General features: G+C 65.1%; 19 protein-coding genes. 12 read left to right on the plus strand and 7 right to left on the minus strand.

The window, feature by feature from the left end; translation table 11 throughout:
• Window positions 1-91: 91 nt before the first annotated feature.
• Window positions 92-1,057 (minus strand): type II secretion system minor pseudopilin GspK, encoded by a 966-nt coding sequence (gene gspK / locus POF53_RS19240; protein ID WP_232855937.1) that lies wholly within the window; start codon window positions 1,055-1,057, stop codon window positions 92-94.
• 136 nt (window positions 1,058-1,193) lie between these two features.
• Here gspK and tatA point away from each other — a divergent pair, with 136 nt between their 5' ends.
• The 3 genes from tatA to tatC are packed head-to-tail and all read left to right on the plus strand — an operon-like array spanning window position 1,194 to window position 2,433.
• Window positions 1,194-1,412 (plus strand): twin-arginine translocase TatA/TatE family subunit, encoded by a 219-nt coding sequence (gene tatA / locus POF53_RS19245; protein WP_062574996.1) that lies wholly within the window; start codon window positions 1,194-1,196, stop codon window positions 1,410-1,412.
• Entirely contained in the window at window positions 1,412-1,699 is a 288-nt protein-coding gene (tatB, locus tag POF53_RS19250) for a Sec-independent protein translocase protein TatB (RefSeq protein ID WP_232855938.1), read from the plus strand. The genes tatA and tatB overlap by 1 nt, the downstream gene beginning before the upstream one ends.
• Window positions 1,699-2,433 (plus strand): twin-arginine translocase subunit TatC, encoded by a 735-nt coding sequence (gene tatC, locus POF53_RS19255; RefSeq protein WP_232855939.1) that lies wholly within the window; start codon window positions 1,699-1,701, stop codon window positions 2,431-2,433. Before tatB ends, tatC begins: the two co-directional genes overlap by 1 nt.
• Window positions 2,434-2,534: 101 nt before the next feature.
• On the opposite strand, the gene POF53_RS19260 is transcribed toward tatC, so the two are convergent.
• Complete coding sequence (locus POF53_RS19260) at window positions 2,535-2,774, minus strand: DUF3077 domain-containing protein (protein ID WP_050704173.1); 240 nt, start codon at window positions 2,772-2,774, stop codon at window positions 2,535-2,537.
• The gene (locus POF53_RS19265; RefSeq protein ID WP_232855940.1) at window positions 2,771-3,010 is read right to left on the minus strand and encodes a hypothetical protein; all 240 of its coding nucleotides are present in this window, start codon (window positions 3,008-3,010) and stop codon (window positions 2,771-2,773) included. The genes POF53_RS19260 and POF53_RS19265 overlap by 4 nt, the downstream gene beginning before the upstream one ends.
• 536 nt (window positions 3,011-3,546) lie before the next feature.
• On the opposite strand from POF53_RS19265, the gene POF53_RS19270 reads away from it, so the two are divergent.
• Genes POF53_RS19270 through nagE form a run of 5 tightly spaced genes read left to right on the plus strand, consistent with a single transcriptional unit; the run spans window position 3,547 to window position 10,633 of the window.
• Window positions 3,547-4,278 carry a GntR family transcriptional regulator gene (locus POF53_RS19270; RefSeq protein ID WP_232855941.1) on the plus strand — a complete coding sequence of 244 codons (732 nt, stop codon included), beginning with the start codon at window positions 3,547-3,549 and terminating at the stop codon, window positions 4,276-4,278.
• Between the two features lie 11 nt (window positions 4,279-4,289).
• Window positions 4,290-5,378, plus strand: a complete 1,089-nt coding sequence (nagA, locus tag POF53_RS19275; RefSeq protein ID WP_232855942.1) for an N-acetylglucosamine-6-phosphate deacetylase — start codon at window positions 4,290-4,292, stop codon at window positions 5,376-5,378.
• Between the two features lie 8 nt (window positions 5,379-5,386).
• Entirely contained in the window at window positions 5,387-6,397 is a 1,011-nt protein-coding gene (locus tag POF53_RS19280; protein WP_498969042.1) for an SIS domain-containing protein, read from the plus strand.
• An 18-nt stretch (window positions 6,398-6,415) separates the two neighbouring features.
• Window positions 6,416-8,959: a phosphoenolpyruvate--protein phosphotransferase gene (gene ptsP, locus POF53_RS19285; RefSeq protein ID WP_232855944.1), complete on the plus strand. Its 2,544-nt coding sequence runs from the start codon at window positions 6,416-6,418 to the stop codon at window positions 8,957-8,959.
• 12 nt (window positions 8,960-8,971) lie between these two features.
• Complete coding sequence (nagE, locus tag POF53_RS19290) at window positions 8,972-10,633, plus strand: N-acetylglucosamine-specific PTS transporter subunit IIBC (RefSeq protein WP_232855945.1); 1,662 nt, start codon at window positions 8,972-8,974, stop codon at window positions 10,631-10,633.
• A gap of 127 nt (window positions 10,634-10,760) precedes the next feature.
• Here the strand turns inward: nagE and POF53_RS19295 are convergent, their stop codons facing one another.
• A complete protein-coding gene (locus POF53_RS19295) occupies window positions 10,761-11,072 on the minus strand; it encodes a YqfO family protein (RefSeq protein ID WP_232855946.1) in 312 nt (103 codons plus the stop codon).
• A 2-nt stretch (window positions 11,073-11,074) separates the two neighbouring features.
• Window positions 11,075-14,974 carry a phosphoribosylformylglycinamidine synthase gene (gene purL, locus POF53_RS19300; RefSeq protein WP_232855947.1) on the minus strand — a complete coding sequence of 1,300 codons (3,900 nt, stop codon included), beginning with the start codon at window positions 14,972-14,974 and terminating at the stop codon, window positions 11,075-11,077.
• Window positions 14,975-15,333: 359 nt separating this feature from the next.
• On the opposite strand from purL, the gene mltF reads away from it, so the two are divergent.
• Complete coding sequence (gene mltF / locus POF53_RS19305) at window positions 15,334-16,791, plus strand: membrane-bound lytic murein transglycosylase MltF (protein ID WP_232855948.1); 1,458 nt, start codon at window positions 15,334-15,336, stop codon at window positions 16,789-16,791.
• A 144-nt stretch (window positions 16,792-16,935) separates the two neighbouring features.
• Here the strand turns inward: mltF and tadA are convergent, their stop codons facing one another.
• On the minus strand, window positions 16,936-17,415 hold the full coding sequence (gene tadA, locus POF53_RS19310; RefSeq protein ID WP_050704163.1) for a tRNA adenosine(34) deaminase TadA: 480 nt from the start codon (window positions 17,413-17,415) through the stop codon (window positions 16,936-16,938).
• Entirely contained in the window at window positions 17,415-18,797 is a 1,383-nt protein-coding gene (locus POF53_RS19315; RefSeq protein WP_232855949.1) for a multicopper oxidase family protein, read from the minus strand. Before POF53_RS19315 ends, tadA begins: the two co-directional genes overlap by 1 nt.
• 367 nt (window positions 18,798-19,164) lie before the next feature.
• On the opposite strand from POF53_RS19315, the gene POF53_RS19320 reads away from it, so the two are divergent.
• The 3 genes from POF53_RS19320 (at window position 19,165) to POF53_RS19330 (ending at window position 25,607) form a co-directional block, all read left to right on the plus strand.
• Window positions 19,165-19,950 carry an alpha/beta hydrolase gene (locus POF53_RS19320; RefSeq protein WP_232855950.1) on the plus strand — a complete coding sequence of 262 codons (786 nt, stop codon included), beginning with the start codon at window positions 19,165-19,167 and terminating at the stop codon, window positions 19,948-19,950.
• 260 nt (window positions 19,951-20,210) lie between these two features.
• A complete protein-coding gene (locus POF53_RS19325; protein ID WP_232855951.1) occupies window positions 20,211-22,508 on the plus strand; it encodes an autotransporter family protein in 2,298 nt (765 codons plus the stop codon).
• Between the two features lie 147 nt (window positions 22,509-22,655).
• The gene (locus POF53_RS19330; protein WP_232855952.1) at window positions 22,656-25,607 is read left to right on the plus strand and encodes a membrane-targeted effector domain-containing toxin; all 2,952 of its coding nucleotides are present in this window, start codon (window positions 22,656-22,658) and stop codon (window positions 25,605-25,607) included.
• Window positions 25,608-25,622: the final 15 nt, after the last annotated feature.

Here is a 25,622-nt window from a genome sequence, read left to right on the forward strand (position 1 = left end):
CCACGCTGGAACCCTGTTCCCTGCGCGACAGCGCAGCCAGGAAGGGCTGCGTAATCTCCTACAGAGGTTGCTTATAGCCTGTGATTGTCTGCTACCAGGCCACCGCCTCCCGCCCCCTGACCCGCACCTGCTGCGCCGGCACCCGCGCGTGCCATTGCACCACGCCCAGCGCCTCGATCTGGAACTGGCTGCGCAGCGTGCGCCCTTCTTCCTCGAACGACAACTGCAGCACGAAATGGCCGCTGTTGAGCAACAACCCTTCGCTTAACCGGGCGAAGGTCTCGTCATCCACCGCCCCCAGCGCCTGGCGCAATGCCGCGGCATCCACGTACCCCGCCGCCGGGCGGCCGCTGATGATGCGGCTGAGCATCGAACGGGAAAACTGCCCCTCGTACAAGGCCTCCAGCAACGGCAGGTGCTCCAGCCCCAGGGCGTTGGCATTGAGTCGCCAGCCGCCGGTCGATGGCAGTGCGCAGAGCATTCGGTAGCGGCCTTGCCGGCCACTGTCGGGCTCCAGCAGCAGGTTGAGTTCACTGGTGTCGAGCATCGGCTGGTTGGCCGCCAACCGGGGTGGCTGCTGGCGCAGATACTGGGCACTCTCGGCCCCTTGCAAGCGGGCATCGCTGTCGGCGTCCAACCAGTCGGCCAGGGCATCGACCAACCGCTCGGCGGCCATGTCGTCACCCAGCAGGTGGCGCAACTGGCGTTCGGCCCGTGGGCCGTCCTCACCCAACAGGGCATTGACGTTGAAGCAACCGTGCTGGTCGATCACCCGCAGTTGCGCCTTGCCGGCGCCGAAGTCGTAGGCCAGCGGCTGCCCGCGCAGGGCCTGCCAGAACAGCGGGCTGGCCCGCCAGGCCGGATCGCGCAGGGCCTGGGAGGCATAGGCCAGCCCAGCCTGCTCCATGGCCCGTACCTGCACCCGCTGGTGCAGCAGGCGCACCTCATCCACCTGGCGCCGGCCATCCTCCACCAGCCAGGCCAGCCCCGCCGCGAGCATCGCCAGTACCACCAACACCATCAGCAGTGCCGCGCCCTGTTGTCGCCTGCGCCCCATCCCTGTCTTCCTGTGGCCGCTGAAAAGCGCCAGTCAACACGCCCGTTGTTGCAGTCAGATGGCAGTCATGTGCCCGTCATCTGCGCAGGGCAGGATTGGCCTTCCTTTTTCTTTGACCTGACAGGAGTGGTCTTACATGGGTGGCATCGGAATCTGGCAATTGGTGATCGTGCTGTTGATCGTCTTCCTGCTGTTCGGCACCAAGCGTCTCAAGGGGCTCGGCAGCGATGTCGGTGAAGCGATCCAGGGCTTTCGCAAGTCCATGGGCGGTACTGCCGACAATGGCGTCGAGCAGCAACCCCAGGTGCTGAACAATCAGCCGGTACAGCAGGCGCAGACGGATCGCCAGGCCTGATGTTCGAGATAGGCTTCACCGAACTGCTGCTGGTCGGCATCGTCGCCCTGCTGGTGCTCGGCCCCGAGCGCCTGCCGGTGGCGGCGCGTACCCTCGGCCGTGGGCTGGGCCAGGCGCGGCGGGCGTTGAATGCGCTGAAGGCGCAGGTGGAGCGGGAGATCGACATACCCGCCCTGGATGCCGTGCCGTTGCAGCGCCTGGAACAAGAGATCCGCCAGGGTATCCAGCTCGACGCGACGCCGGCCAATGATGCGACTCCGGTCGCCCACGCCAAGGAGAGCGCCTGATGTCCCTCGCCCTCGAACAGGCGGCGCGCATGCCGCTGACCGACCACCTGCGCGACCTGCGCAAGCGCCTGGTGCGTTGCCTGCTGGTGGTCGCGCTGGTGTTCTGCGGCTTGTTCCCCTTCGCCCAGACGCTGTACACGCAGATCTCCGAACCGCTGCGCCGCTACCTGCCCGAAGGCGCCAGCATGATCGCCACCAGCGTCACCTCGCCGTTCCTCACGCCGTTCAAGCTGACGGCGATGTGCGCGCTGTTCGTCGCCATGCCGCTGTTGCTGCATCAGGCCTGGGGTTTCATCGCCCCGGGGCTGTACCGCCGCGAGCGACGCATCGCCCTGCCGCTGCTGGTGTCGAGCATCGTGCTGTTCTATGGCGGCATGGCGTTCGCGTTCTTCCTGGTGTTCCCGATGATGTTCGGCTTCTTCGCCAGCGTGACCCCCGACGGGGTAGCGATGATGACCGACATCGGCTTGTACCTGGACTTCATCATGGCGCTGTTCCTGGCGTTCGGCCTGGCCTTCGAGATCCCGGTGGCGACCTTCATCGTGGTCTGGGCAGGGTTGACCGACGTGGCCACGCTGCGGCGCAGCCGGCCCTATGTGATCGTCGGGTGTTTCGTGGTGGGGATGATCCTGACGCCGCCGGATGTGTTTTCCCAGACCATGCTGGCAGTGCCGATGTGGGTGCTGTTCGAGGTGGGGTTGCTGGCGTGTGGGTTGGTGCGCCGGGCGGTCTAACACTGTACCGGCCCTATCGCGGGGCAAGCCCGCTCCCACGCCAATCGCACATTTGCACACTCTGCGTGGGAGCGGGCTTGCCCCGCGATAGGGCCATCGGCTCAACCGGAACGGTTCAACCCCACCTCCATGTCATCGATCAACGCCTTGGCCATGGCACTGAGGATCCGCGCCGAGCTGCCGGCCAACAGGTCACCCTCCATTTCCGCCTCGCAGGTCAGGTGGCGGATGCAGCCGAGCAGCACCGACAACTCGCTGAAGGCGTCCTCGAAGGAAACACCCGGCTCGACCTTGAACAGGTCCAGGCAGACCGTACGGCCTGCGGTATGGCCACGAGTCATGGTCGGGCCTCCGGTTTGTGTTCGAGCAGGGCGCAGGCCAGTTGGCCTAGGTAGTCGCTGGCGGTGAACAGGCGGTCCTGAACTTCACCGGGTTCGGTCTGGAAGTAGATATCGAGCACATCGGAGATGGCGGTGGCTACCTCGACAGCAGCGGCCATCGCCTCCTCGCGGGTGAGCGTGGAACGGATACTGATGAAGGGTGCGAGACGGGGTGGATCGGGGACGATTTTTTTCATAGGTCCAACTCTTGTGCGTTCCAAGGAAGCGCCATCCCATGGCAATTCTCACAAGACAAAGGGTGGCAGCCGTGAACGGGGTGAGAATCCGGGGCACAAGAAACCCGGTCAGACCGAAGTCTGCCCGTGCACGGCTGCCATGAAGGGACTGCCGAAAAACTTGTACTCCAGGATTCTCACACCCTGGTCACCAAATCTGGCGACCCGATGAAGTTATCCCTGGGGTATTTCCCCGACAACGCGGCGGCTTCCGGCAAGCGCGTAGGATAGTTCCCAAGCTTTGTTGGCTGAAGCATTTGGTTTCAGATTCGGAAATATCTGACAGTTCTTGAGATCGCTGGGGCTGTTTCACAGCCCTTTCGCGGCACAAGGCCGCTCCTACACAGGAGTACGCGCATCCCTGTAGGAGCGGCCTTGTGCCGCGAAAGGGGCGCAAAGCGCCCCCAGGGATTACGACAGATAACCTGACCAGTGGTATTGACCTGGTATTAAAGTGGTATTAATTTTCCACCCAACAACAATATCGGACACCGCCCATGCGTCCTCTATCGGCCCTGCGCCCCGACGACACCAGCGCCACCCCGCTCTACCTGCAGCTGGCGCGCAACCTTGAGCAGGCCATCCACGCCGGCCAATGGACCGCCGACCAGGCGCTGCCCTCGGAGCGCACCCTCAGCGAAACCCTGGACATCTCCCGGGTCACCGCGCGCAAGGCCCTCGAGGTCCTGCTCGAACAAGGCCTGATCCATCGCATCCAGGGCTCCGGCACCTTCATCACCCCACGCCTCGAACAACCCCTGTCACGCCTGTCGAGCTTCAGCGAAATGCTGCGCATGAAAGGCTTCGTGCCCAGCTCCCAGTGGCTTGAGCGCAGCATCGGCACCCCGAGCAACGACGAACTGATCCGCCTCGGCCTGTCGCCCACCGACCAGGTGGTCCACCTCAAGCGCCTGCGCAAGGCCGACGATATCGTCATGGCGGTGGAGGTCAGCACCCTGCCCGCCCGCCTGCTCGGCGACCCGCAGGCCATCGGCGACTCGCTCTACCAGCACCTCGACCGGCTCGGCCGTCCGGTGGTCCGCGCCCTGCAACACATCCGCGCAATCAACGCCAGCGAAGAGCTGGCCGCCCAGGTGGGCATCGCCCCCGGCACCGCCATGCTGCTGATGACCCGCATCGGCTACCTCGACGACAACACCGCCATCGAGCTGACCGACACCTACTGCCGCAACGACTACTACGACTTCGTCGCCGAACTGCGACGCTGACCGGAGCCCCCATGGACATCGCCAATATCCTCACCCCCGACGGCTGGGTGCGCGGACAACTGCACCTGGAAAACGGCCGCATCCGGGCCATCGACGGCACGCCGTGCGACCCGCAGGCCAACGACCTGCCGTACCTGCTGCCCGGGTTCATCGACCTGCACGTGCACGGCGGTGGCGGCAGCGACATCATGCAGGGCGGCGACGCCTTCGCCACCATCGCCCGCACCCATCGGCGCTTCGGCACCACCTCGCTGCTGGCCACCACCATGACCGCGCCCCGCGAGGAGCTGACCCGCGTGCTCGCCGAACTGGGCGAACACCTCAGGCAACCGCGCCAGGGCGCGCGCATCCTCGGCGTGCACCTGGAAGGCCCGTACATCAACCCCGGCAAGCTCGGCGCGCAGCCGAACTTCGCCCACCAGGCGCTGCTCGACGAGGTCGAGCAATACCTGGCCCTGGCGCCGATCAGGGTCATCACCATCGCCCCGGAAGTCGCTGGTCACCTGCCGCTGATCCAGGCCCTGAGCCAGCGCGGCATCCGCCTGCAGATCGGCCACACCCTGGGCAGCTACGAAGAAGGCGTGGCGGCCCTGGAGGCCGGCGCCACCAGCTTCACCCACCTGTACAACGCCATGAGCCCGCTGCACCACCGCGAGCCGGGCATCGTCGGCGCGGCCCTGGCCCACGCCCGCTACGCCGAACTGATTCCCGACCTGCTGCACGTGCACCCCGGCGCCATGCGCGTGGCCCTGCGCTCGATCCCCTGCCTGTACTGCGTGACCGACTCCACCGCCGCCGCCGGCATGCCCGATGGCGAATACCGCCTGGGCAGCCACACCGTGACCAAGTGCCTGGGCGGCGTGCGCCTGCCCGACGGCACCCTGGCCGGCAGTACCCTGACCATGGACCAAGCGCTACGCAATCTGGTGAAGATCGGCCTGCCGCTGGCCGAAGCGTCCGAGCGCCTGTCACTCCATCCCGCCGATTATCTCGGCATCGCCGACCGTGGCCGCCTGCAAGCGGGCGCCTGGGCCGATGCGGTGCTGCTGGACCGCCAACTGAACCTGACCGCCGTGATGATCGAAGGAGAAACCGCATGAGTTCAAGGATGCTCGAAGAAGCCCGCGCCTGCGCCGAGGTCGTCGAACGTCAGACGCAGACGCTGGACCCACGCCTGCAAACCCTGGCCGAACAGCTGCGCCGGCTCGATCCGCAAGTGGCGCTGACCGTGGCCCGGGGCAGCTCGGACCACGCCGCCAGCTACTTCGCCTACATCGCCATGCAGCAGCTGGGTCTGCCGGTGGCTTCGCTGCCGATGTCGGTGGTGACCCTGCAGCAGGCGCCGCTGCGGGTGCGTGGCCAGGTGGCGCTGGGCTTCTCGCAGTCGGGCCAGAGCCCGGACCTGGTCGACAGCCTGCGGCGCCTGGGCCAGTGCGGGGCGACCACGGTCTCGCTGGTCAACGCCGAAGGCTCGCCCCTGGAGCAGGCCTGCCAGCACCACTTGCCGCTGTGCGCAGGCCCTGAGCTGTCGGTGGCGGCGACCAAAAGCTTCGTCGCCACCCTGGCTGCCAGCGCCCGCCTGGTCGCCCACTGGGGCCAGGACCGCGCCCTGCTGGAAGCCGGCCTGGCCCTGCCCGCGCAGCTGCGCGAGGCCGCGGCGCAGGACTGGAGCCCGGTCATCGACACCCTGCGTGACAGCGAGCGCCTGATGGTGATCGGCCGTGGCGCGGGCTTTGCCATCGCCCAGGAAGCCGCGCTCAAACTCAAGGAAACCTCGGTGATCCAGGCCGAGGCCTTCAGCAGCGCCGAAGTGCGCCATGGCCCGATGGCCCTGATCGATGCCCAGTACCCGCTGCTGGTGTTCGCCCCCCGTGGCGTCGAGCAGGCCGGGCTGCTGCAACTGGCCGCCGACATGCGCCAGCGCGGCGCCCGCGTGCTGCTGGCGGCGCCGGCCGATATCGCCGGGCGCGACCTCACCCTGAGCTGCGCCGAACACCCGGCCCTGGACCCGCTGCTGGCGATCCAGAGCTTCTACATCATGGCCGCGGCCCTGGCCGAGGCCCGCGGCCTCGACCCCGACCAACCGCGTCACCTGAGCAAAGTGACCTGCACGCAGTGAAGCCGCGAGGAACAGCGCATGCCCGACAATAACAAGATTATCCTCCATGCCCCGCTCGCCGGACCGCAGGTACCGCTGGACCAGGTACCGGATCCGGTGTTCAGCAGCGGCACTTTGGGCGACGGCGTCGCCATCGACCCGTTGAACGACGTGCTGCACGCGCCCTGCGCCGGCGAAGTGGTGCAACTGGCGCGCACCGGCCATGCGCTGACCCTGCGCGCGGCCAATGGTGCGGAAGTCCTTTTGCATATCGGTGTCGACACCGTGCAGTTGCAGGGGCGCGGCTTCTCGCCGCTGGTGGCGCTGGGCGACCAGGTGACCCTGGGACAACCGCTGGTGCGCTTCGACATGGACCTGGTGGCCCAGCACTGCGTCAGCCTGGTCACCGTGATGCTGGTCAGCAATGGCCCGGGCTTTGGCCTGATGCGGCTGGAGACAGGCACTGCGCGCCTTGGCGCGGCGCTGCTGGAGGTCGAGGCCACGGACAGCGAAGCTGATATACGACCGGTCAGCCATGAGCGTGCAAGTGGTCATGCCCGGGTTGCTCATCACGGTGGCCTGCACGCCCGCCCCGCCGCCCTGCTACGCCAGACCGCGCAAGGCTTCCAGAGCCATGCGGTGCTGCGTTTCGCCGAGCGCGAGGCCGACCTCACCAGCCTGGTGGCAGTCATGGGCCTGGGCGTTGGCGAGGGCGCAGAGGTCGAGCTTATCTGCACTGGGCCGGACAGCCAGGCCGCGCTGCAGGCGTTGATCGTCGCCGTGCAGACCGCCTCGGTCGGTGAGCGCCATGCCACCCACGTGCCCACCAGCGTCGCCACGCCCACACCCAATGCCGAGCCCGGCGTGCTCAACGGCGTCTGCGCCGCCCCAGGCCTCGCCCTCGGGCCACTGGCGCGCCTGGACGGCATCAGCCTGCCGGCGGACAGCGGCGACAACGATCCCGCCGAGCAGCACCAGGCGTTGAACACTGCCCTGGCCGAAGTCCGCCACGCCATCGACCGCGACTGGCGGCACCTGCCTCGCGGCCAGGAGGACGCGGCGGCGATACTCGAGGCCCACCTGGCCCTGCTCGACGACCCGGCCCTGCTCGGTGACGCCCGCCAGCATATCGCCGGCGGCGTCGCCGCCAGCCATGCCTGGAGCCGCGCCATCGAGACCCAGTGCCAGGTCCTGCGCAGCCTCGGCAACCCGTTGCTGGCCGAGCGCGCCAACGACCTGTACGACCTGCAGCAGCGGGTGCTGCGCGCCCTGCTCGGCGAAACCCGGCAACTGCGCCTGCCGCCGGCGGCCATCGTCGTCGCCCACGAACTGACCCCCTCCGACCTGCTGCTGCTCGCCCGCCATGATGTCGCCGGGCTTTGCATGGCCGCCGGTGGCGCCACCTCGCACGTCGCCATCCTCGCCCGCGCCCGCGGCCTGCCATGCCTGGTGGCCGTGGGCGAAGCGCTGCTCGACCTGCCCGCCGGCACGCCGCTGGTGCTGGACGCCGACCAGGGTCGCCTGGAAACCCAGGCCGCCCCACAACGCCTGGCCGAGGTCCACTGCCACCTGCAGCAACGCCGCGAAATCCGCCAGCGCCAGCAGGCTGCCGCGCAGCAAGGCGCGCGTACCCGCGATGGCCAGCTGATCGAGGTCGCGGCCAACGTCGCCAGCGCCGAAGAGGCCGCCCAGGCCCTGGCCCAGGGCGCCGACGGCATCGGCCTGCTGCGCAGCGAGTTCCTGTTCATCGACCGCCCCACCGCACCGGACGAGGCCGAGCAGCGCAACGCCTACCAGGCGGTGCTCGACGCCATGGCCGAGCGCCCGGTGATCATCCGCACCATCGACGTCGGCGGCGACAAGCAGCTCGACTACCTGCCCTTGCCGGCCGAGGCCAACCCGGTACTGGGCCTGCGCGGCATCCGCCTGGGCCAGGTGCGCCCGGAGCTGCTCGACCAGCAACTGCGCGCCCTGCTCCAGGTCAGCCCGCAGCGGCGCTGCCGAATCATGCTGCCGATGGTCACCGAGGTCGACGAGCTGATCGCCATCCGCCAGCGCCTCGACCGGCTGGCCGCCGAGCTGGGCGTGACGACTCGCGCCGAACTGGGGGTGATGATCGAGGTGCCGGCCGCGGCGCTGCTCGCCGAGCGTCTGGCCGAGCACGCAGACTTCTTTTCCATCGGTACCAACGACCTGTCCCAGTACACCCTGGCCATGGACCGTGACCATGCCGGGCTGGCCGCGCGGGTCGATGCCCTGCACCCGGCACTGCTGCGCCTGATCGGGCTGACCTGCCAGGGTGCGGCGAAACACGGGCGCTGGGTCGGCGTGTGCGGCGCGCTGGCCTCCGATCCGCTGGCCACGCCCGTGCTGGTCGGCCTGGGCGTGGCCGAGCTGTCGGTCAGCGCGCCGCAGATCGGCGAGATCAAGGCTCTGGTCCGCCAGCTCGATGCCAGTGCCTGCCGCCGCTTCAGCCAGGGCCTGCTGGGCCTGGCCAGCGCCGGTGCGGTACGCCAGGCCTGCCGTGACTTCGCCGCGCAACCCAACGCCCAACCAGCGGCCCCCGTGGCCCTACAACAATAATCGGAGCGCACCATGTACCAGCACTTCATCCAGGGCCTGCAGCGGCTCGGCCGCGCCTTGATGCTGCCCATCGCCATCCTGCCCATCGCCGGCCTGTTGCTGCGCCTGGGCGACACTGACCTGCTCGACATCGCCCTGGTGCATGACGCCGGGCAAGCGATCTTCGCCAACCTGGCGCTGATCTTTGCCATCGGCATCGCCGTCGGCTTCGCCCGCGACAACAACGGCACCGCGGGCCTGGCCGGCGCCATCGGCTACCTGGTGCTGGTGGCGACGCTGAAGGTGATCGATCCGAAGATCGACATGGGCATGCTCGCCGGCATCATCTGCGGCCTGCTCGGCGGCGGCTTGTACAACCGCTTCAAGGACATCCAGCTGCCGGACTACCTGGCGTTCTTCGGCGGCCGGCGCTTCGTGCCGATCGCCACCGGGGTATCGGCGGTGTTTCTCGGGCTGCTGTTCGGCCTGATCTGGCCGCCGATCCAGCACGGCATCAACGAACTCGGCCAGCTGATGCTGGAGAGCGGCAGCATCGGCGCGTTTTTCTTCGGCGTGCTCAACCGGCTGCTGATCATCACCGGCCTGCACCATATCCTCAACAACCTGGTGTGGTTCGTCTTCGGCAGCTTCCAGGCGGCCAGCGGCCAGGTGGTCACCGGCGATCTGGCGCGCTTCTTCGCCGGCGACCCTGACGCCGGGCAGTTCATGACCGGCATGTTCCCGGTGATGATCTTCGGCCTGCCCGCCGCCTGCCTGGCCATGTACCGCCACGCCCTGCCACAGCGGCGCAAGCTGATCGGCGGGGTGCTGCTGTCGATGGCACTGACCTCGGCGCTGACCGGAGTGACCGAGCCGATCGAATTCGCCTTCATGTTCCTGGCGCCGCTGCTGTACATGATCCATGCACTGCTGACCGGGTTGTCCATGGCCATCTGCGACCTGTTGGGGATCCGCCTGGGCTTCACCTTCTCCGGCGGCGGCATCGACATGGCCCTGGGCTGGGGACGCTCGAGCAACGGCTGGCTGGTGTTCCCGGTGGGCGTGCTCTATGGGTTGGTCTACTACTTCGTGTTCGACTACTGCATCCGCCGTTTCGACCTGAAGACACCCGGCCGCGAAGAACAGGCGGCCAGCCAGGCCGAGGGCAGCGATGCGCCACGGGCCCGACGCTACATCGACGCCCTCGGCGGCGCGGCCAACCTGCAGGGCGTCGATGCCTGCACCACGCGCCTGCGCCTGGTACTGGCCGACCGCAACCTGGCCCGCGACCAGGACCTGAAAGCCCTCGGCGCCCTCGCGGTGGTGCGTCCCGGTACCGGTGGCAGCCTGCAGGTGGTGGTGGGGCCGATGGCCGATGCGCTGGCCGACGAGATTCGCGCAGAACTGCCCCATGCGCGGGTGGCGGCACCGGTTGCCGAGAAGGCCGCCGTGGTCACCGAGACGGTCGTTGCGGATGAATGGCTGCAGGCCCTGGGCGGGCGCGAGAATGTGCTGGAGGCGCAGTGCGTGGCCTCGAGCCGGCTGCGGGTAAGGGTCAGGGATGAGGGCAAGGTAGAGCAGGAACGCTTGATCGCGCTGGGGTGCCTGGGGGTGAGTCCGCAGGCGGGTGGGGTGTGGCATCTGTTGGTGGGAGCGCGAGCGCCTGGATTGAGCCAGGCGCTGCAAGACATGTAGGAGCGGCCTTGTGCCGCGAAAGGGCCGCAAAGCGGCCCCAGAATTCCGGCGTTTTCGTCAAGATTGCCGGGGCTGCTGCGCAGCCCTTTCGCGGCACAAGGCCGCTCCTACAGCGATGGCACTAGCCTTAGAAATCGGCCAGCGGCCAGACCTCATAAGCCGGCGTTTCATACGGGTGGCTTTGCTTGAGCGCAGCAACCACCTGGCCGATCAGCGCATCAGCCACCACCAGCTCCACCCTCCACTCCTCGACCACCTCGACCTGGCCGGTCTGCCCGAGGTACGGCTGGCTGCCGTCCAACGGGCGGAACTGGCCCTGGCCGAGGGTCTGCCAGGCGCAGTGGTCGTAGTCGCCGATGCGTCCGCCACCGGCGGCGAACACGGCGGCCTTGACCACCTCGACATGGCTGTCGGGGACGAAGAAGGCGAGCTTGTACACCCTCAGTTCACCCACACCCGCGCATTGCGGAACATGCGCATCAGCGCCGCGTCTTCCTGCCACTCATCCGGGCGCCAGGAGTTCTGCACCGCGCGGAACATACGCTCCGGGTGCGGCATCATGATGGTCACGCGGCCGTCGCGGCTGGTCAGGCCGGTGATGCCACGCGGCGAGCCGTTCGGGTTGGCCGGGTAGGCTTCGGTGACCTTGCCGTGGTTGTCGACGTAGCGCAGGGCCACGCAACCGGACAGGTCGGCTTCCAGCAGTGCTTCCTCGCTGGCGAACTCGGCATGGCCTTCGCCGTGGGCGATGGCGATCGGCATGCGCGAACCGGCCATGCCCTGGAGGAAGATCGAGTTGGATTTCTGCACCTCGACCATGGCCACGCGGGCCTCGAACTGCTCCGAGCGGTTGCGCACGAAGTGCGGCCAGTACTCGGTGCCCGGGATCAGCTCGTGCAGGTTGGACATCATCTGGCAACCGTTGCACACGCCCAGGGCGAAGCTGTCGGTACGCTCGAAGAAGGCCTGGAAGGCATCGCGGGCACGGGCGTTGAACAGCGCCGACTTGGCCCAGCCTTCACCGGCACCCAGCACGTCGCCGTAGGAGAAGCCGCCGCAGGCCACCAGGCCCTTGAACGCTTCAAAGTCGACACGGCCGGCGAGGATGTCGCTCATGTGCACGTCGATGGCAGCAAAGCCTGCGCGGTCGAAGGCCGCAGCCATCTCGACCTGGCCATTGACGCCCTGCTCACGCAGGATCGCCACTTGCGGGCGCACACCCTTCTTGATGTACGGCGCGGCGATGTCTTGGTTGACGTCGTAGCCCAGCTTGACCGACAGGCCCGGGTTGTCTTCTTCGAGCAGGGCGTTGAATTCCTGGTCGGCGCAGTCGGCGTTGTCGCGCAGGCGCTGGACCTGGTAGCTGGTCTCGGCCCACTGGCGCTGCAGCAGGCGACGGTCGCCGTTGAACAGTTCTTCGCCTTCGAAGTTGATCAGGACTTCACCGTTGTTGATCGGCTGGCCGATCACGGCGACGCAATCCTCGCCCAGGCCAGCGGCGCTGAACTGCGCCAGCACATCCGGCGTGGCGTCCTGACGGACCTGGATCACCGCGCCCAGCTCTTCGTTGAAGAGGATGGCCGCGACTTTCTCGCGCTTGCTAGTCAGGTTGCCCAGTTCCAGCTCCAGGCCACAGTGGCCGGCGAAGGCCATTTCCAGCACGGTGGTCAGCAGGCCACCGTCGGAACGGTCGTGGTAGGCCAGCAGGTGGCCGTCTTCGTTCAGCCCCTGGATCACGGCGAAGAACGCCTTGAGGTCTTCGGCGTCATCGACGTCCGGCGCCTGGGCGGCCAGCTTGCCGTGGGTCTGCGCCAGGATCGAGGCGCCCATGCGGTTCTTGCCACGGCCCAGGTCGATCAGGATCAGGTCGGTTTCGCCCTTGTCCATGCGCAGCTGCGGGGTCAGGGTCTTGCGGATGTCGGTGACCGGGGCGAAGCCGGTGATGATCAGCGACATTGGCGAGGTGACGCTCTTCTGCTCGCCCGCTTCGCTCCACTGGGTCTTCATCGACATCGAGTCTTTGCCGACCGGGATGGTGATGCCCAGCTCCGGGCACAGCTCCATGCCGACGGCCTTGACGGTGTCGTACAGGCGGGCGTCTTCACCCGGGTGACCGGCGGCGGACATCCAGTTGGCCGACAGCTTGATGTCGGACAGCTTCTCGATGCGCGAGGCGGCCAGGTTGGTCAGGGTCTCGCCGATCGCCATACGGCCAGAGGCAGGGGCGTCGAGCAGGGCCAGCGGCGTACGCTCACCCATGGCCATGGCTTCACCGGTGTAGACGTCGAAGCTGGTGGCGGTGACGGCGCAGTCGGCCACCGGTACCTGCCACGGGCCGACCATCTGGTCGCGGGCCACGAGGCCGGTGATGGTACGGTCGCCGATGGTGATCAGGAAGCTCTTGCTGGCCACGGCCGGGTGGCGCAGGACGCGCTCGACCGAGTCATTCAGGTCCAGGGTGCTCGGGTCGAACTCATCGCCCAGCTCCGCTTCGCGGGTGACCGAGCGGTGCATGCGCGGCGGCTTGCCCAGCAGCACGTCCAGCGGCATGTCCACCGGCGTGTTGGCGAAGTGGCTGTCGGTAACGGTCAGGTGCGGTTCTTCGGTGGCCTCACCGACCACGGCGAACGGGCAGCGCTCGCGCTCGCAGATAGCCTGGAAGCGCTCGAAATCTTCGGCGCTGACCGCCAGCACGTAGCGCTCCTGCGATTCGTTGGACCAGATTTCGTGCGGGGCCATGCCCGGCTCGTCGTTGGGCACGTTGCGCAGTTCGAAACGGCCACCGCGGCCACCGTCGTTGACCAGTTCCGGGAAGGCGTTGGAAATACCACCGGCGCCGACGTCGTGGATGAAGGCAATCGGGTTCTTGTCGCCCAGCTGCCAGCAGCGGTCGATGACCTCCTGGCAACGGCGCTCCATTTCCGGGTTTTCGCGCTGCACCGAAGCGAAGTCCAGGTCGGCGGAGCTGGCACCGGTGGCCACCGACGAAGCGGCGCCGCCACCCAGGCCGATCAGCATGGCCGGGCCGCCGAGCACGATCAGCTTGGCGCCGACGGTGATCTCGCCCTTCTGCACGTGGTCTTCACGGATGTTGCCCATGCCGCCGGCGAGCATGATCGGCTTGTGGTAGCCACGGACTTCTTCACCGTGCGGGGTGTTGATGCCCTGCTCGAAGGTGCGGAAGTAGCCGGTCAGCGCCGGGCGGCCGAATTCGTTGTTGAACGCGGCGCCGCCCAGTGGGCCTTCGATCATGATGTCGAGGGCGTCGACGATACGCTCAGGCTTGCCGTAAGGCTTCTCCCATGGCTGCTCGAAGCCCGGGATACGCAGGTTGGACACGGTGAAGCCAGTCAGGCCAGCCTTGGGCTTGGCGCCACGGCCGGTGGCGCCTTCGTCGCGGATTTCGCCGCCGGAGCCGGTGGAGGCGCCGGAGAACGGGGCGATGGCGGTCGGGTGGTTGTGCGTCTCGACCTTCATCAGGATATGCACCGGTTCCTGCACCGCGCCGTACTGGCGGGTCTCAGGGTTCGGGAAAAAGCGGCCGGCGACGCTGCCGACGATCACCGAGGCGTTGTCCTTGTACGCAGACAGCACGCCTTCGCTGTGCATCTGGTAGGTGTTCTTGATCATGCCGAACAGGCTCTTCTCCTGCGCCTGGCCGTCGATGTCCCAGCTGGCGTTGAAGATCTTGTGGCGGCAGTGCTCGGAGTTGGCCTGGGCGAACATCATCAGTTCGATGTCGTTCGGGTTGCGCTTGAGCCCCTGGAAAGCATTGACCAGGTAGTCGATCTCGTCTTCGGCCAGGGCCAGGCCCAGGTCGATGTTGGCCTGCGCCAGGGCGGCGCGGCCACCGGCGAGGATGTCCACCGAGGTCATCGGCTTGGGCTGGGCATAACTGAACAGGTCGCCTGCGTCTTCCAGCCTGGCCAGCACGCGCTGGGTCATGCGGTCGTGCAGCTCGGCGGCAAGCACCTGGGCGTCGGCGTCGGAGATGCTACCGGCGACGTAGTAGGCGATGCCGCGCTCCAGGCGCTGGATCGACTGCAGGCCGCAGTTGTGGGCGATGTCGCTGGCCTTGGATGCCCAGGGCGAGATGGTGCCCAGGCGCGGCACGACCAGGAACAGGCGGCCGGCTGGCTCCTGCACCGGCACGCTCGGGCCGTACTTGAGCAGACGGCCCAGCACCTGCTGCTGGTCGGCGGTCAGCTCGCCGTCGACGTCGGCGAAGTGGGCGAATTCGGCATACAAACCAGTAACAGCGGGGACTTTCTGGCTCAGTTGCTCGAGTAATTTACCGTGGCGAAAGGCAGAAAGGGCAGGAGCGCCGCGCAGGATCAACATCGTCGGGACAGCCTCAGGAAGGGGTGTGCTTAGAGGCCGTGCATTCTAGCCTAATTCGCAGGCTTTCGGCACCCGCTCAAAGCCAATGCTGCCGGGCGGTGGAACCGGACCCAGGGGTCAAAAAAACCACCGGCTTCGCGCGATCCCTGTAGGAGCGGCCTTGTGCCGCGATGGGCTGCGCAGCAGCCCCAAATTCACTGCTGTGCTGGGAAAACCCTTGGGGGCCGCTGACGCAGCCCATCGCGGCACAAGGCCGCTCCTACAAAGGAATCGAGCCGCTTCTGCACAGAACCCGCTAGCAGACCTGCCAACCATTGTCGAGATATGGCGCCGCCGGTCCTTTGCGTATACTGCACCCTATGTTCGCCCACACTGCTTTGCGCCAGCGATGCGCCAAATGGCTCCTCGCAACCGGACTCTTCCTGATGCTCGGTGCCTGCGTTGAAAAACCCAGCACCCTCGAACGCGTCAAGGAGGATGGCGTATTGCGCGTGATTACCCGTAACAGCCCGGCCACCTATTTCCAGGACCGCAACGGCGAAACCGGTTTCGAATACGAACTGGTCAAGCGTTTCGCCGACGACCTGGGCGTGAAGCTGGAGATCGAGACCGCCGACAACCTCGACGAGCTGTTCGACCAGTTGGGCAAGCCGTCCGGCCCGGTACTGGCCGCCGCCGGCCTGGTCAGCAGCGAGCGCCGCGCCGCCCAGGCGAAGTTCTCCCACCCCTACCTGGAAGTGACCCCGCAGGTCATCTATCGCAATGGCCGCTCGCGGCCGACCAGCGCCAAAGGGCTGGTGGGCAAGAAGATCATGGTGCTCAAGGGCAGCAGCCACGCCGATCAGCTCGCCGAGATGAAAAAGCAGAACCCGGGGCTGGAGTACGAGGAGTCCGACGCCGTCGAGGTGGTCGACCTGCTACGCATGGTCGACGAGGGCCAGATCGACCTGACCCTGGTCGATTCCAACGAGCTGGCCATGAACCAGGTGTACTTCCCCAATGTGCGCGTGGCCTTCGACCTGGGCGACACCCGCGACCAGCGCTGGGCGGTGGCTGCCGGCGAAGACAACAGCCTGCTCAACGAGATCAACGAGTTTCTCGACAAGTCGCAGAAGAACGGCACCCTGCAGCGCCTGAAGGACCGTTACTACGGCCATGTCGATGTCCTCGGCTACGTCGGCGCCTACACCTTCGCCCAGCACCTGCAGCAGCGCCTGCCCAAGTACGAGAAGCACTTCAAGACCAGCTCCAAGGTCGAGCAGGTCGACTGGCGCCTGCTCGCCGCGATCGGCTACCAGGAATCGATGTGGCAGCCCGAGGTCACCTCCAAGACCGGCGTGCGCGGCCTGATGATGCTGACCCAGCGCACCGCCCAGGCCATGGGCGTGTCCAACCGCCTGGACCCCAAGCAGAGCATCCAGGGTGGCGCCAAGTACTTCATGCTGGTCAAGGACCAGCTCGACGACAGCATCAAGGAGCCGGACCGCACCTGGTTCGCCCTGGCCGCCTACAACGTCGGCAGCGGCCACCTGGAAGACGCCCGCACCCTGGCCAGGCGCGAAGGCTTGAACCCGAACAAGTGGCTGGACGTGAAGAAGATGCTGCCGCGCCTGTCGCAGAAGCAGTGGTACAGCAAGACCAAGTACGGCTACGCCCGCGGCGGCGAGCCGGTGCACTTCGTGGCCAACATCCGCCGCTACTACGACATTCTCACCTGGGTCACGCAGCCGCAGCTCGAAGGCCAGGTGGCCGAGGGCAACCTGCATGTGCCGGCGGTGAACAAGGACAAGCCGGCGGAACAATCGCCGCCGATGTGACACGCCACCGTCCTTTGTAGGAGCGGCCTTGTGCCGCGAAAGGGCTGCGCAGCGGCCCCAGGATTTCAGAGTTGAGCAAAGATCGCTGGGGCCGCTTTGCGGCCCTTTCGCGGCACGAGACCGCTCCTACAGGGATCGTGTCAGCTAGGCTTTCGCCCGCCGCGCCTTGAAGAACTCACTCAAGATCGTTCCGCACTCCTCTGCCAGCACCCCACCCTCGAACATCACCCGATGGTTGAGGAACCCCTGGCTGAAGAACTGCCCCTGGCTCTGCACGATCCCCGCCTTGGGCTCCAGTGCCCCATAGACCACCCGCGCCACCCGCGAATGGACGATCAGCCCCGCGCACATGCTGCATGGCTCCAGGGTCACGTACAGGGTGCTGCCCGGCAGCCGGTAGTTGCTGGCCGACTTGGCCGCGGCGCGAATCGCCACCATTTCGGCGTGGGCGCTGGGGTCGCTGTCGATGATCGGCCGGTTGAAGCCCTGGCCGATCACCTGGCCATGCTGCACCAGCACTGCCCCCACCGGCACCTCGCCCAGGGCCGCGCCCTGGGCCGCCAGATCGAGGGCCAGGCGCATGAACTCCTGGTCGCGGCTGCGATCGATGATCTGCGGTCGCATCAGACCACCGCGATCGCGGCCATCAGGCCGGTTTCCATGTGGTCGATGACGTGGCAGTGGAACATCCAGGTGCCCGGGTTATCCGCCACCAGCGCCACCTGCGCCCGCTCGTTCTTGCCCAGCAGGTAGGTGTCGGTGAACCACGGCTCGACGATCTTGCGCCGATTGGAGGCGATTACCTTGAAACTCATGCCATGCAGGTGGATCGGGTGCTGGTACTGGGTCATGTTCTTCAGCTCGAGGATGTAGCTCTTGCCTTTCTGCAGCGTGGCGATCGGCCGGTCGGCGCAGGTCTTGTCGGTGATGTCCCAGGCCTGGCCGTTGATCTGCCACAGGCTCGGCGGTTTGCCGTTCTCGGTGTTCACCGAGACCTTGCCGACCCATTCGAAATTGAAGTTGAGCTTCTCGGCGTTCTCCAGGTCCGGCTCGGCGACCGGATTCGGCGGCAGGGCCTCGGGCCAGTCGCCGGGCGCCTCGCTGCTGGCCACCGAGCGCAGGGTGCCCAGGCGCACGAATCCATCTCGCAGGGAAACCTCCTCGCCCGCCTCGGGAATGCGGATCGCCAGGCAAATGCGCATGCCCGGCCCGAGCCAATACTCGTCGTCCAGTGGCCGCGGGGTCACCGGGTTGCCATCGAGGGCATAGATCATTGCCTCGCAGTTGCCCTTGAGGTTCAAGCGGTAGGTCCAGGTGTTGTCCAGGTTCAGCAGGCGCACCCGCACCACCTGCCCGGCCGGCAGCTCCGTAACCGACTCGGCCTGGCCGTTGATGGTGATCAGGCGCCCGGCGGTGCCATTGCGGGCCGCCTCGCGGGGGATGCTGAACGGCAGCCAGGCGCCCTGCTCGTCCACGTGCCAGTTCTTCAGGCTCAGGGTGCGTTCATGCTGGAAGCCCGTGGGTTCGCGCTCCTCGACGATCAGCGGCCCGACCAGGCCGCGGCCCAGCTCCTCGGAACTGCTGACGTGCGGGTGATACCAGTAGCTGCCGGCATCCGGCACCTTGAACTTGTAGTCGAAGTATTCGCCCGGTTTGACCGGCAACTGCGAGACATACGGCACGCCGTCCATCTCCAGCGGCAGGCGGATGCCGTGCCAGTGGATGGTGGTCTCCACCGGCAGGCGGTTGATGAAGCGCACCCGCAGCCAGGTGCCCTGACGCACCCGCAGTTCGGTACCCGGCGCCGACGGGCCGAAGGCCCAGGCCTCGGTCTTGAAGCCCGGCACCAGCTCGACGTCCAGGGGCGCGGCGATCAGCTCGTAGTCGTGCCCGGCATTGTCGTCCTCGACCTTGCCCAGCCAGTAGCGTGCCGCGCCTCCGGCGCCCAGGCCTACCACCACCAGGCCGGTCAGGCCCTTGAGCATTTGTCGACGGGTAAAGGACATCGGTGCGGGTACCTCGTGTTTTGCACAATCAGTCTGCCAACTGCGGCTGGCGATGAAGGGCGAATACGATACACCTGCAAATAGGAAAGATTAAGTGAAGTGTTGTCGCAACGGCTGACGGGCAGGACTCCCTGGCCACCGCGGATGTGACGGGACAATGCGCCGAAAATGACTGCTCAGGCTAGTGCGGTGTTTCAGCGGTACTTCCGAGACAGGACACTAGCAATTCAACCAAGGCGCCTGCACTATCACGCACCGTCCCCGTACGCTGCGATACGAGACTTTGCATCATGTGTTGTGACCTTGGGTGAGCAGATACGCTTACTGTCGGTGGATATCGACCAGCCTCCATGGCGTCTGGATGCTAATGCTCAGCGCGCTTTTGATCGCCTGCCAATCGCCGCGCGAGGCGCTGCAACAACTGGCTGAAGAGCACGGCCGACCATTGCAGGTGCTCCCGGGCCACACCTACCCGCTCGTCATGCTAGCGCCGCACCCTGCAGAAAAGATGACCCGCCTGCGTGTCTACCTGGAAGGCGATGGTCACGCCTGGTCGACGGCCACTCAACCCAGCCTGGACCCGAGCCCGCACAATCTGCTGGTGCCACGGCTGGCGCTCAATGACCCAACCCCGAATGTGTATTTGGCACGCCCCTGCCAGTTCATCATGGCCGCAGCCTGCCAATCCTCCCTCTGGACCCATCGACGATTCTCCAGTGAGGTGGTTACCCGCCTGAGCCACGCGCTGGACCAGTTGAAGCAGCGATATGCCAACAGGGAATTCGAACTGGTGGGGTATTCAGGTGGCGCCGCCCTCGCCTTGTTGTTGGCGGCGCAGCGCAACGACGTTACCCAGGTGCAAAGCCTCGCTGGCAACCTCAGTCCACATCTGTGGGCGATGATGAAAGGCCTGTCGCCACTCGAGGGCTCATTGGAGCCTCTGGACTATCGCGATCGGCTCGCCTCGCTACCCCAGCGTCATTTCATTGGAGCAGCAGACCCGATCATCCCTGCCAGCTTGGCCGATAGTTACCAACAGGCGCTTGGCTCACCCCTCTCCCAATGTGTCCTTGTGCCACAAGCAAGCCATGATAGAGGGTGGGAGGCAACATGGAGCCAATGGGCTCAAACGCCGCTGGCACCGGTCCCCTAAGACCTGGCTTGGACGAGGCTCTTCGCCTGATCGTTGAGTTCCCTTAATACTGAAGGGGAAGCTCCAAAAAGCTGCCTCGAAGCATTCGTTGGGCTTATTCGTTCGGATTTGTCTTTTTCATGATGAATTCTCCTGCAGGCATCGTGTAGATTGCACGCGTTTAAAATCAGCACTTCACCGACACGCTGGCTGGGATGCCTATAACAAACGCTGATGCGCAGTGTTCCCTGCCGGTTTCTCCCTGTAAGGATACGACTGTCTTGAGCATCTACCTCTTGCGCCGCTCGCTGTTGGCGCTGTCTGTCGCCGCGGCTACTGCCCATGCCACACCCGCACCCGACCTCAACCATGACCTGGGTACAGGGGCCTACAACAGCTCCGGTGATGTATTCAATAACGTCACCTTCACCGGCACGTCGCAGAACGCAGGTGTAACGTTGGTTAACGTGACCCTGGCGGGCAACCTGGTCAACCAAGGCAAAATCAACCTGGCGGCGGCGAACACCAGCGACGTCCTGTCGGGTATCAGCATGACCCTCAACTCCACCGCCACTGGCGACCTGGTCAACCAGGGCGACATTACGGTAGACAGCAACAGCGCCATGGGGCTGGACCTGTACCTGGCGAAGATCGCGGGTGAAGTGAACAACAACGGCAACATCACTGTGACTGGCGAAGGTGCCAATGGCATGATGATCACCTCGACCCAGGCGAACATCAACAACTCGGGCACCATCACCGCTCGCGGCATCGACTCTGCGGGTATCGAAGTAGAGAACGCCCGCTTCACCGCTCAAGTGTTGGGTGGCGACTTCAAGACCGCTATCAACAATAGCGGGACGATCTCGGCCGATGGGGTGGGCATTCACTTTGTCAGCCTCGACCCCTCGGGCGGTTTCAGCATTTTCGCCATCACGCAGACAGGTGGCCTGATCGAAGGCGGCACTGCGGCAATCCTGGCGGACGACAACACCTCGCCCTCGTATTTCTACTGGCACGCAGGGCAAGTAAAAGGTGACCTGCTGGGCTTGAACGGTGTGCTGGTGAGCGGTGAAGCGATATTCGATGGCTCGACCATCCGTGCCGGTTACGTCGATATCGACGGTGGTCGCCTGACGCTGCTCCGCCCGCAGACGACCATCGTGGGCGGCCTCGACCTGGACAGCGACACTGCGCGCCTGCGTCTGCTGCTGGATAACGACACATTGCCTGAAACGCCGATCCTCAAAGTCACAGGCAACACCTACTTCTCCGAGGGTAGCCAGGTCGAACTGCAAGCTCGCTCCGACGACTTCCGTACACCGGCCCAGGGCACTCGTTACACCCTCATCAACTCAGGCACCTGGGAAGATCCGCAGAACCTGTCCGTGGTCTCCTCCTCGGCACTGCTCGAGGTGAAAAGCTTCGGCATCGAAGGCCAGGATCTCAAAGCACTGGTCGCCACCCGCAGTGACGAGGTGATTGCGCAGGGCCTGCAGGATGCCAGTGGCTCGAACAACGCGGTGAACGCGATCAAGCCGCTCAAGAACACCGTCTTGGGCCTGATGGACGAAAGCGATCCGGTTTTCCAGCGTTTCGCCAACGCCGCCACCAACGAAGAGCTGGCCAAACTTGCCGAAACCCTGACCCCGGATGTCAGCCGTGGGGTGATTCATGCCGCCACCAGCGGCCAGAACCTGGTCACAAGCGCCATCAACCGTCGCGCCAGCAAAGCGCGCAATGGCCAGTCCTCCGGTGACGTCCTGGCAGAACAAGGCGTATGGCTGCAAGCGCTGTCCAGCGATGCCAACCAGGACAGCCGCCACGGCGTCGACGGCTACGACGCAAATACCCACGGCATCGCCGTGGGTGCTGACGGCAAGCTCGACGCCAATACCACCCTGGGCGTGGCATACAGCTACCTCACCAGCGACGTCAAATCCGACCTGGGTAGCAAGACCGACGTCAGCGGCCATGCACTGACCTTGTACGGCAACTGGGCCCGTGACAACTTCTTCGTCGACACCTCGCTGATGTATGGCTGGAACGACAACGAGTCCAAACGTTACATTGCCGGTACCCGCGCCAAGGCCGACTACGACAGTGAAATCTTCGGCGTCAACGCCCTGGCAGGCTACACCTTCCAGCTCGACAAGCAGTGGCTGCTGGAACCACAGGTCGGTGCGCGCTATGCCAAGGTGTCGATTGATTCGTACCGTGAAAAAGGCAGCTCAGCCGCCCTCAACGTCGGCAGCCAGCGCTATGAAATAGGCGAGATGGGCCTGGGCGCTCGCCTGGCGGCCGCTTTCGACGTAGGCGTGGGCACCCTGGAACCGGAAGCCAAGCTGATGGCCTGGCACGACTTCATCGCTGACAAGGCCAGCACCACCTCCACCTTCGTGCTCGGAGGCACCCCGTTCACCACCACGGGCGCGAAACCTGCGCGCGACAGCTACGAGCTGGGGCTGGGTGCAAACTACCGCGTGGGTGCGTGGAGCGTAGGAGGCACGTACAACTACCTGGCCAGCAGCGGCTTCAACGCCGACACCTTCAGTGCGAACGTGCGCTACGACTTCTGATCAACGTCTTCGCCTGAAACGACAAAGCCCGCTGATGCGGGCTTTGTCGTTTCAGGCTGCCGGGCTATGGAATAAGCAATATGCACCTCCACCCAAGCATGCGAGCGCCTGACACTGAGGTTCATTTTTCTGTACCGGACCCTCGTGATGCCCATCTTTACTCGCACCTCCAGTGATCAGCAGACCCTGCTGACAATCGCCCGGCAACTCACCGAAGACTGCCCGGACATGCGCGAGATGGCGCGAACAGTCGCGCAACAGATCCTTGACCGCAATGGCCTGAAAGCGCTGGATCCCGACAGTGTGTACCTGCACCGATTCAATACCGCCGTCAGCAGCCCCAGGACCTTCAACGGCTGGCAGCACTTCGATCAGCCGTACGAGTCGATGACTCTGCCACAACTGGTGATGCACCGTTTCGATGTCCATGACCAGGACAACGCCGACTTGCTCAGCTATCTGGTGGGTTTCTACAGCGATGGGCCAGGCAAGGACAGCTACGACGAACACAATGAAGTACGGCTCGATGCCAAGGATGTGCTGGATGACTTCTGGAAGATCGACTTCGCCGCTGATTTCAAGCGGCGGCTGGGCACCTTCTGGACGAATCATTCGGAAAACTTCCGCACGCTGGCCAAGGCCAACTTCCTGAGCAAAGTACTGGAAACCTGTGCCCATGACCCCAAGTCAGCGCTCGCCCGCCAGTGCAGTGACATCGTGCGGGCACTGGTGGGCGAAATGCCCTGGCCGCCATCAGTGCAAGCGTTGCACCAACGAATGCTGCCGGGTAACGGCGTGCGCATATGCACATTCGATATCGGCGGCCATGTCGCGACGGATATCCTGCGCCTGCAGATGCAAGACGGTAGCCAGGTCATCTACCTGCCCGGGGACATCGAAGGCCTGTATCACTTCCAGGATGTGCAGGCATTGTTCCTGTGGGTGCTCAACCACTGCAATCATGCCGAGAACCGGGCACGCTTCGTAGCGCACTTCGCCCTGAACGATCGCGACGAGGGCGACAGCCAGGTCGGGTTGAATCATTTGATCGACCTGCTCTACCACGGCTGGGGCAGGCAGGATTTCTCCGGCCTCAACACCCTGGACCAGCAGATCGACGAAGATGCCTTCGACTGGCTGCGTAACAAAGCCCACCAGCGGATGCTCGATGATGCGCACTTCGCCCTGCGCTCCAACGCCGACCTGCGCAAACAGCTGTGGATCGGTTACTTGAAGGCCGGCCTGCAAGTGTTCGGCCCCATGGCGGCCGTGGACTGGCCGGTGGCCTTGGCACTGGTGGGCGCCGGCATCGCCGAAACAGGCTTGAACATCGACCAGGCAATAACCGGGCACACGACCCGCGAACGCAAGGCAGGTGTTACGGGCGCGATTTTCGCCGCCATCGAGACCCTGTTCAATGCGACCTTTCTGCTCAGCGCTCCCGGCAACCCCCTTGCCGAGTTAGGTGAAGCAGAAGGAACAACGGATATCGGGGAGCGCCCAACCGAGACAGAGGAGCACGCAGCTTCCGGCGATAGCGAAGTCGAGGATGACTCAGCGACAAGCGTGGCGGATGCCATCAAGACCTGGGTACCCGACCCTTTCCAACCTGCGCAAAGCTGGGAGCTGCTGAACCCTTTCGAAACCAATGTAATGCTCAGCGGCGAACCGGGGTCAGGTACCCTAGAAGGGATCTACACGCAAGGCGGGCAATTCTACGCACTGGTTGAAGATATGCCTTACCAGGTGCGTTTTGTATCAGAGCTGAAAACCTGGACCATCGTCGACCCCGACAACCCGCTCTCTTTCTACAAGAACCAACCGATCCGCCTGGATGCAGAAGGACACTGGCAACCTGTGGATCGCCCAGGCCTCAAAGGGGGCATGCTCGCACGCCTGAAGGCCTGGGGTCGCCCGTCAACGTCCGCTAGCCCGCCTGCACTTGCAGAGACACCTTATGACGTCCCCGCCGACCTGCGCCAATCACTGAACGATGTTTCAGAGCATGAGATTACGGGTACGCGGGAACGATTGGAGGCACCAGAACGCAACGCCGCCCTCAAGCGTTTCCGCCAGCTACGTGATCAATTGGCGACAGACGCCAATGATTTCATGAAGACGGTGCAGCCTCCCCCACGTCCACAGATACCTGAGATCCCTCCTGGCGCCGCCTCCAAACGGGTGCTGCAAAGCATCTACGAGAACAGCAATGGCTTGGTCATCGGAGAAGCGCATAGCAGCCTTGGCAGCAAGCGGCTACTGATCGACAACATGCGCCTGCTGCGCAAGCTGAAGGTCAGGACGCTGTACATGGAGCACTACACGACCGACTTCCAGCAAGCGGACCTGGACACGTTCAATCGCAGCGGCGTGATGCCCAAAGCGCTTGATGCTTATGTCGCGGAACAGGATCTCGGCCACGGCACCGACCCGGCTGGCTGCTACACCTTCCGCCGGGTAATGGTTGAGGCGCAGAAGAACGGCGTACGGATCCAAGCCATCGACTGCATGGCCAGCTATCGCCAGGCATGGGTGAATCCGGTTGCCGATGGGACACGCCAGCAGATGATGAACTTCTATGCGCACCTGATCATCGAGGCCGACCAGGCTGCACGAGGTCCGGGAAAATGGGTTGCACTTGTGGGTAGCAGCCACGCCAACAACTTCCATGGCGTTACTGGTCTGGCTGAAACGGAAGGCGCAATTGGCCTGCGCGTCGAAGACGGCCCGATCGATGGAATCGACACCTACAGCGCCGACCCCGGCAGGGACATCGTTGACCCGAAGGCTGGTGTCAGGCATCTGGAAAGCGACCTGCTCCTGCGTGCGGCAGTGTTGCCCATACGCTCGACATCACCTGACTTCGACAGCATGCTGGTCACGCCAGGCGATTACACCATCGAACGGGTCAATGGCGAGGAATACGTGATCAACCGCAGCCGGAATTCGGCCCTGCGACGCACCCTGATCAAACGGGACGGGCGCTATTGCTACATCGAACGCCCCGACTGGCCAGACGTACATGAACGGCGCTTCGAACACCTTGCCGACCTGCATACCCGCTTGAGTCTGCGCGGCATGCGCTACATCAGCCATTGAGCGAAGCGCAGATAC

The organism is Mitsuaria sp. RG (assembly GCF_028369275.1).
GTDB lineage: Bacteria > Pseudomonadota > Gammaproteobacteria > Pseudomonadales > Pseudomonadaceae > Aquipseudomonas > Aquipseudomonas peradeniyensis.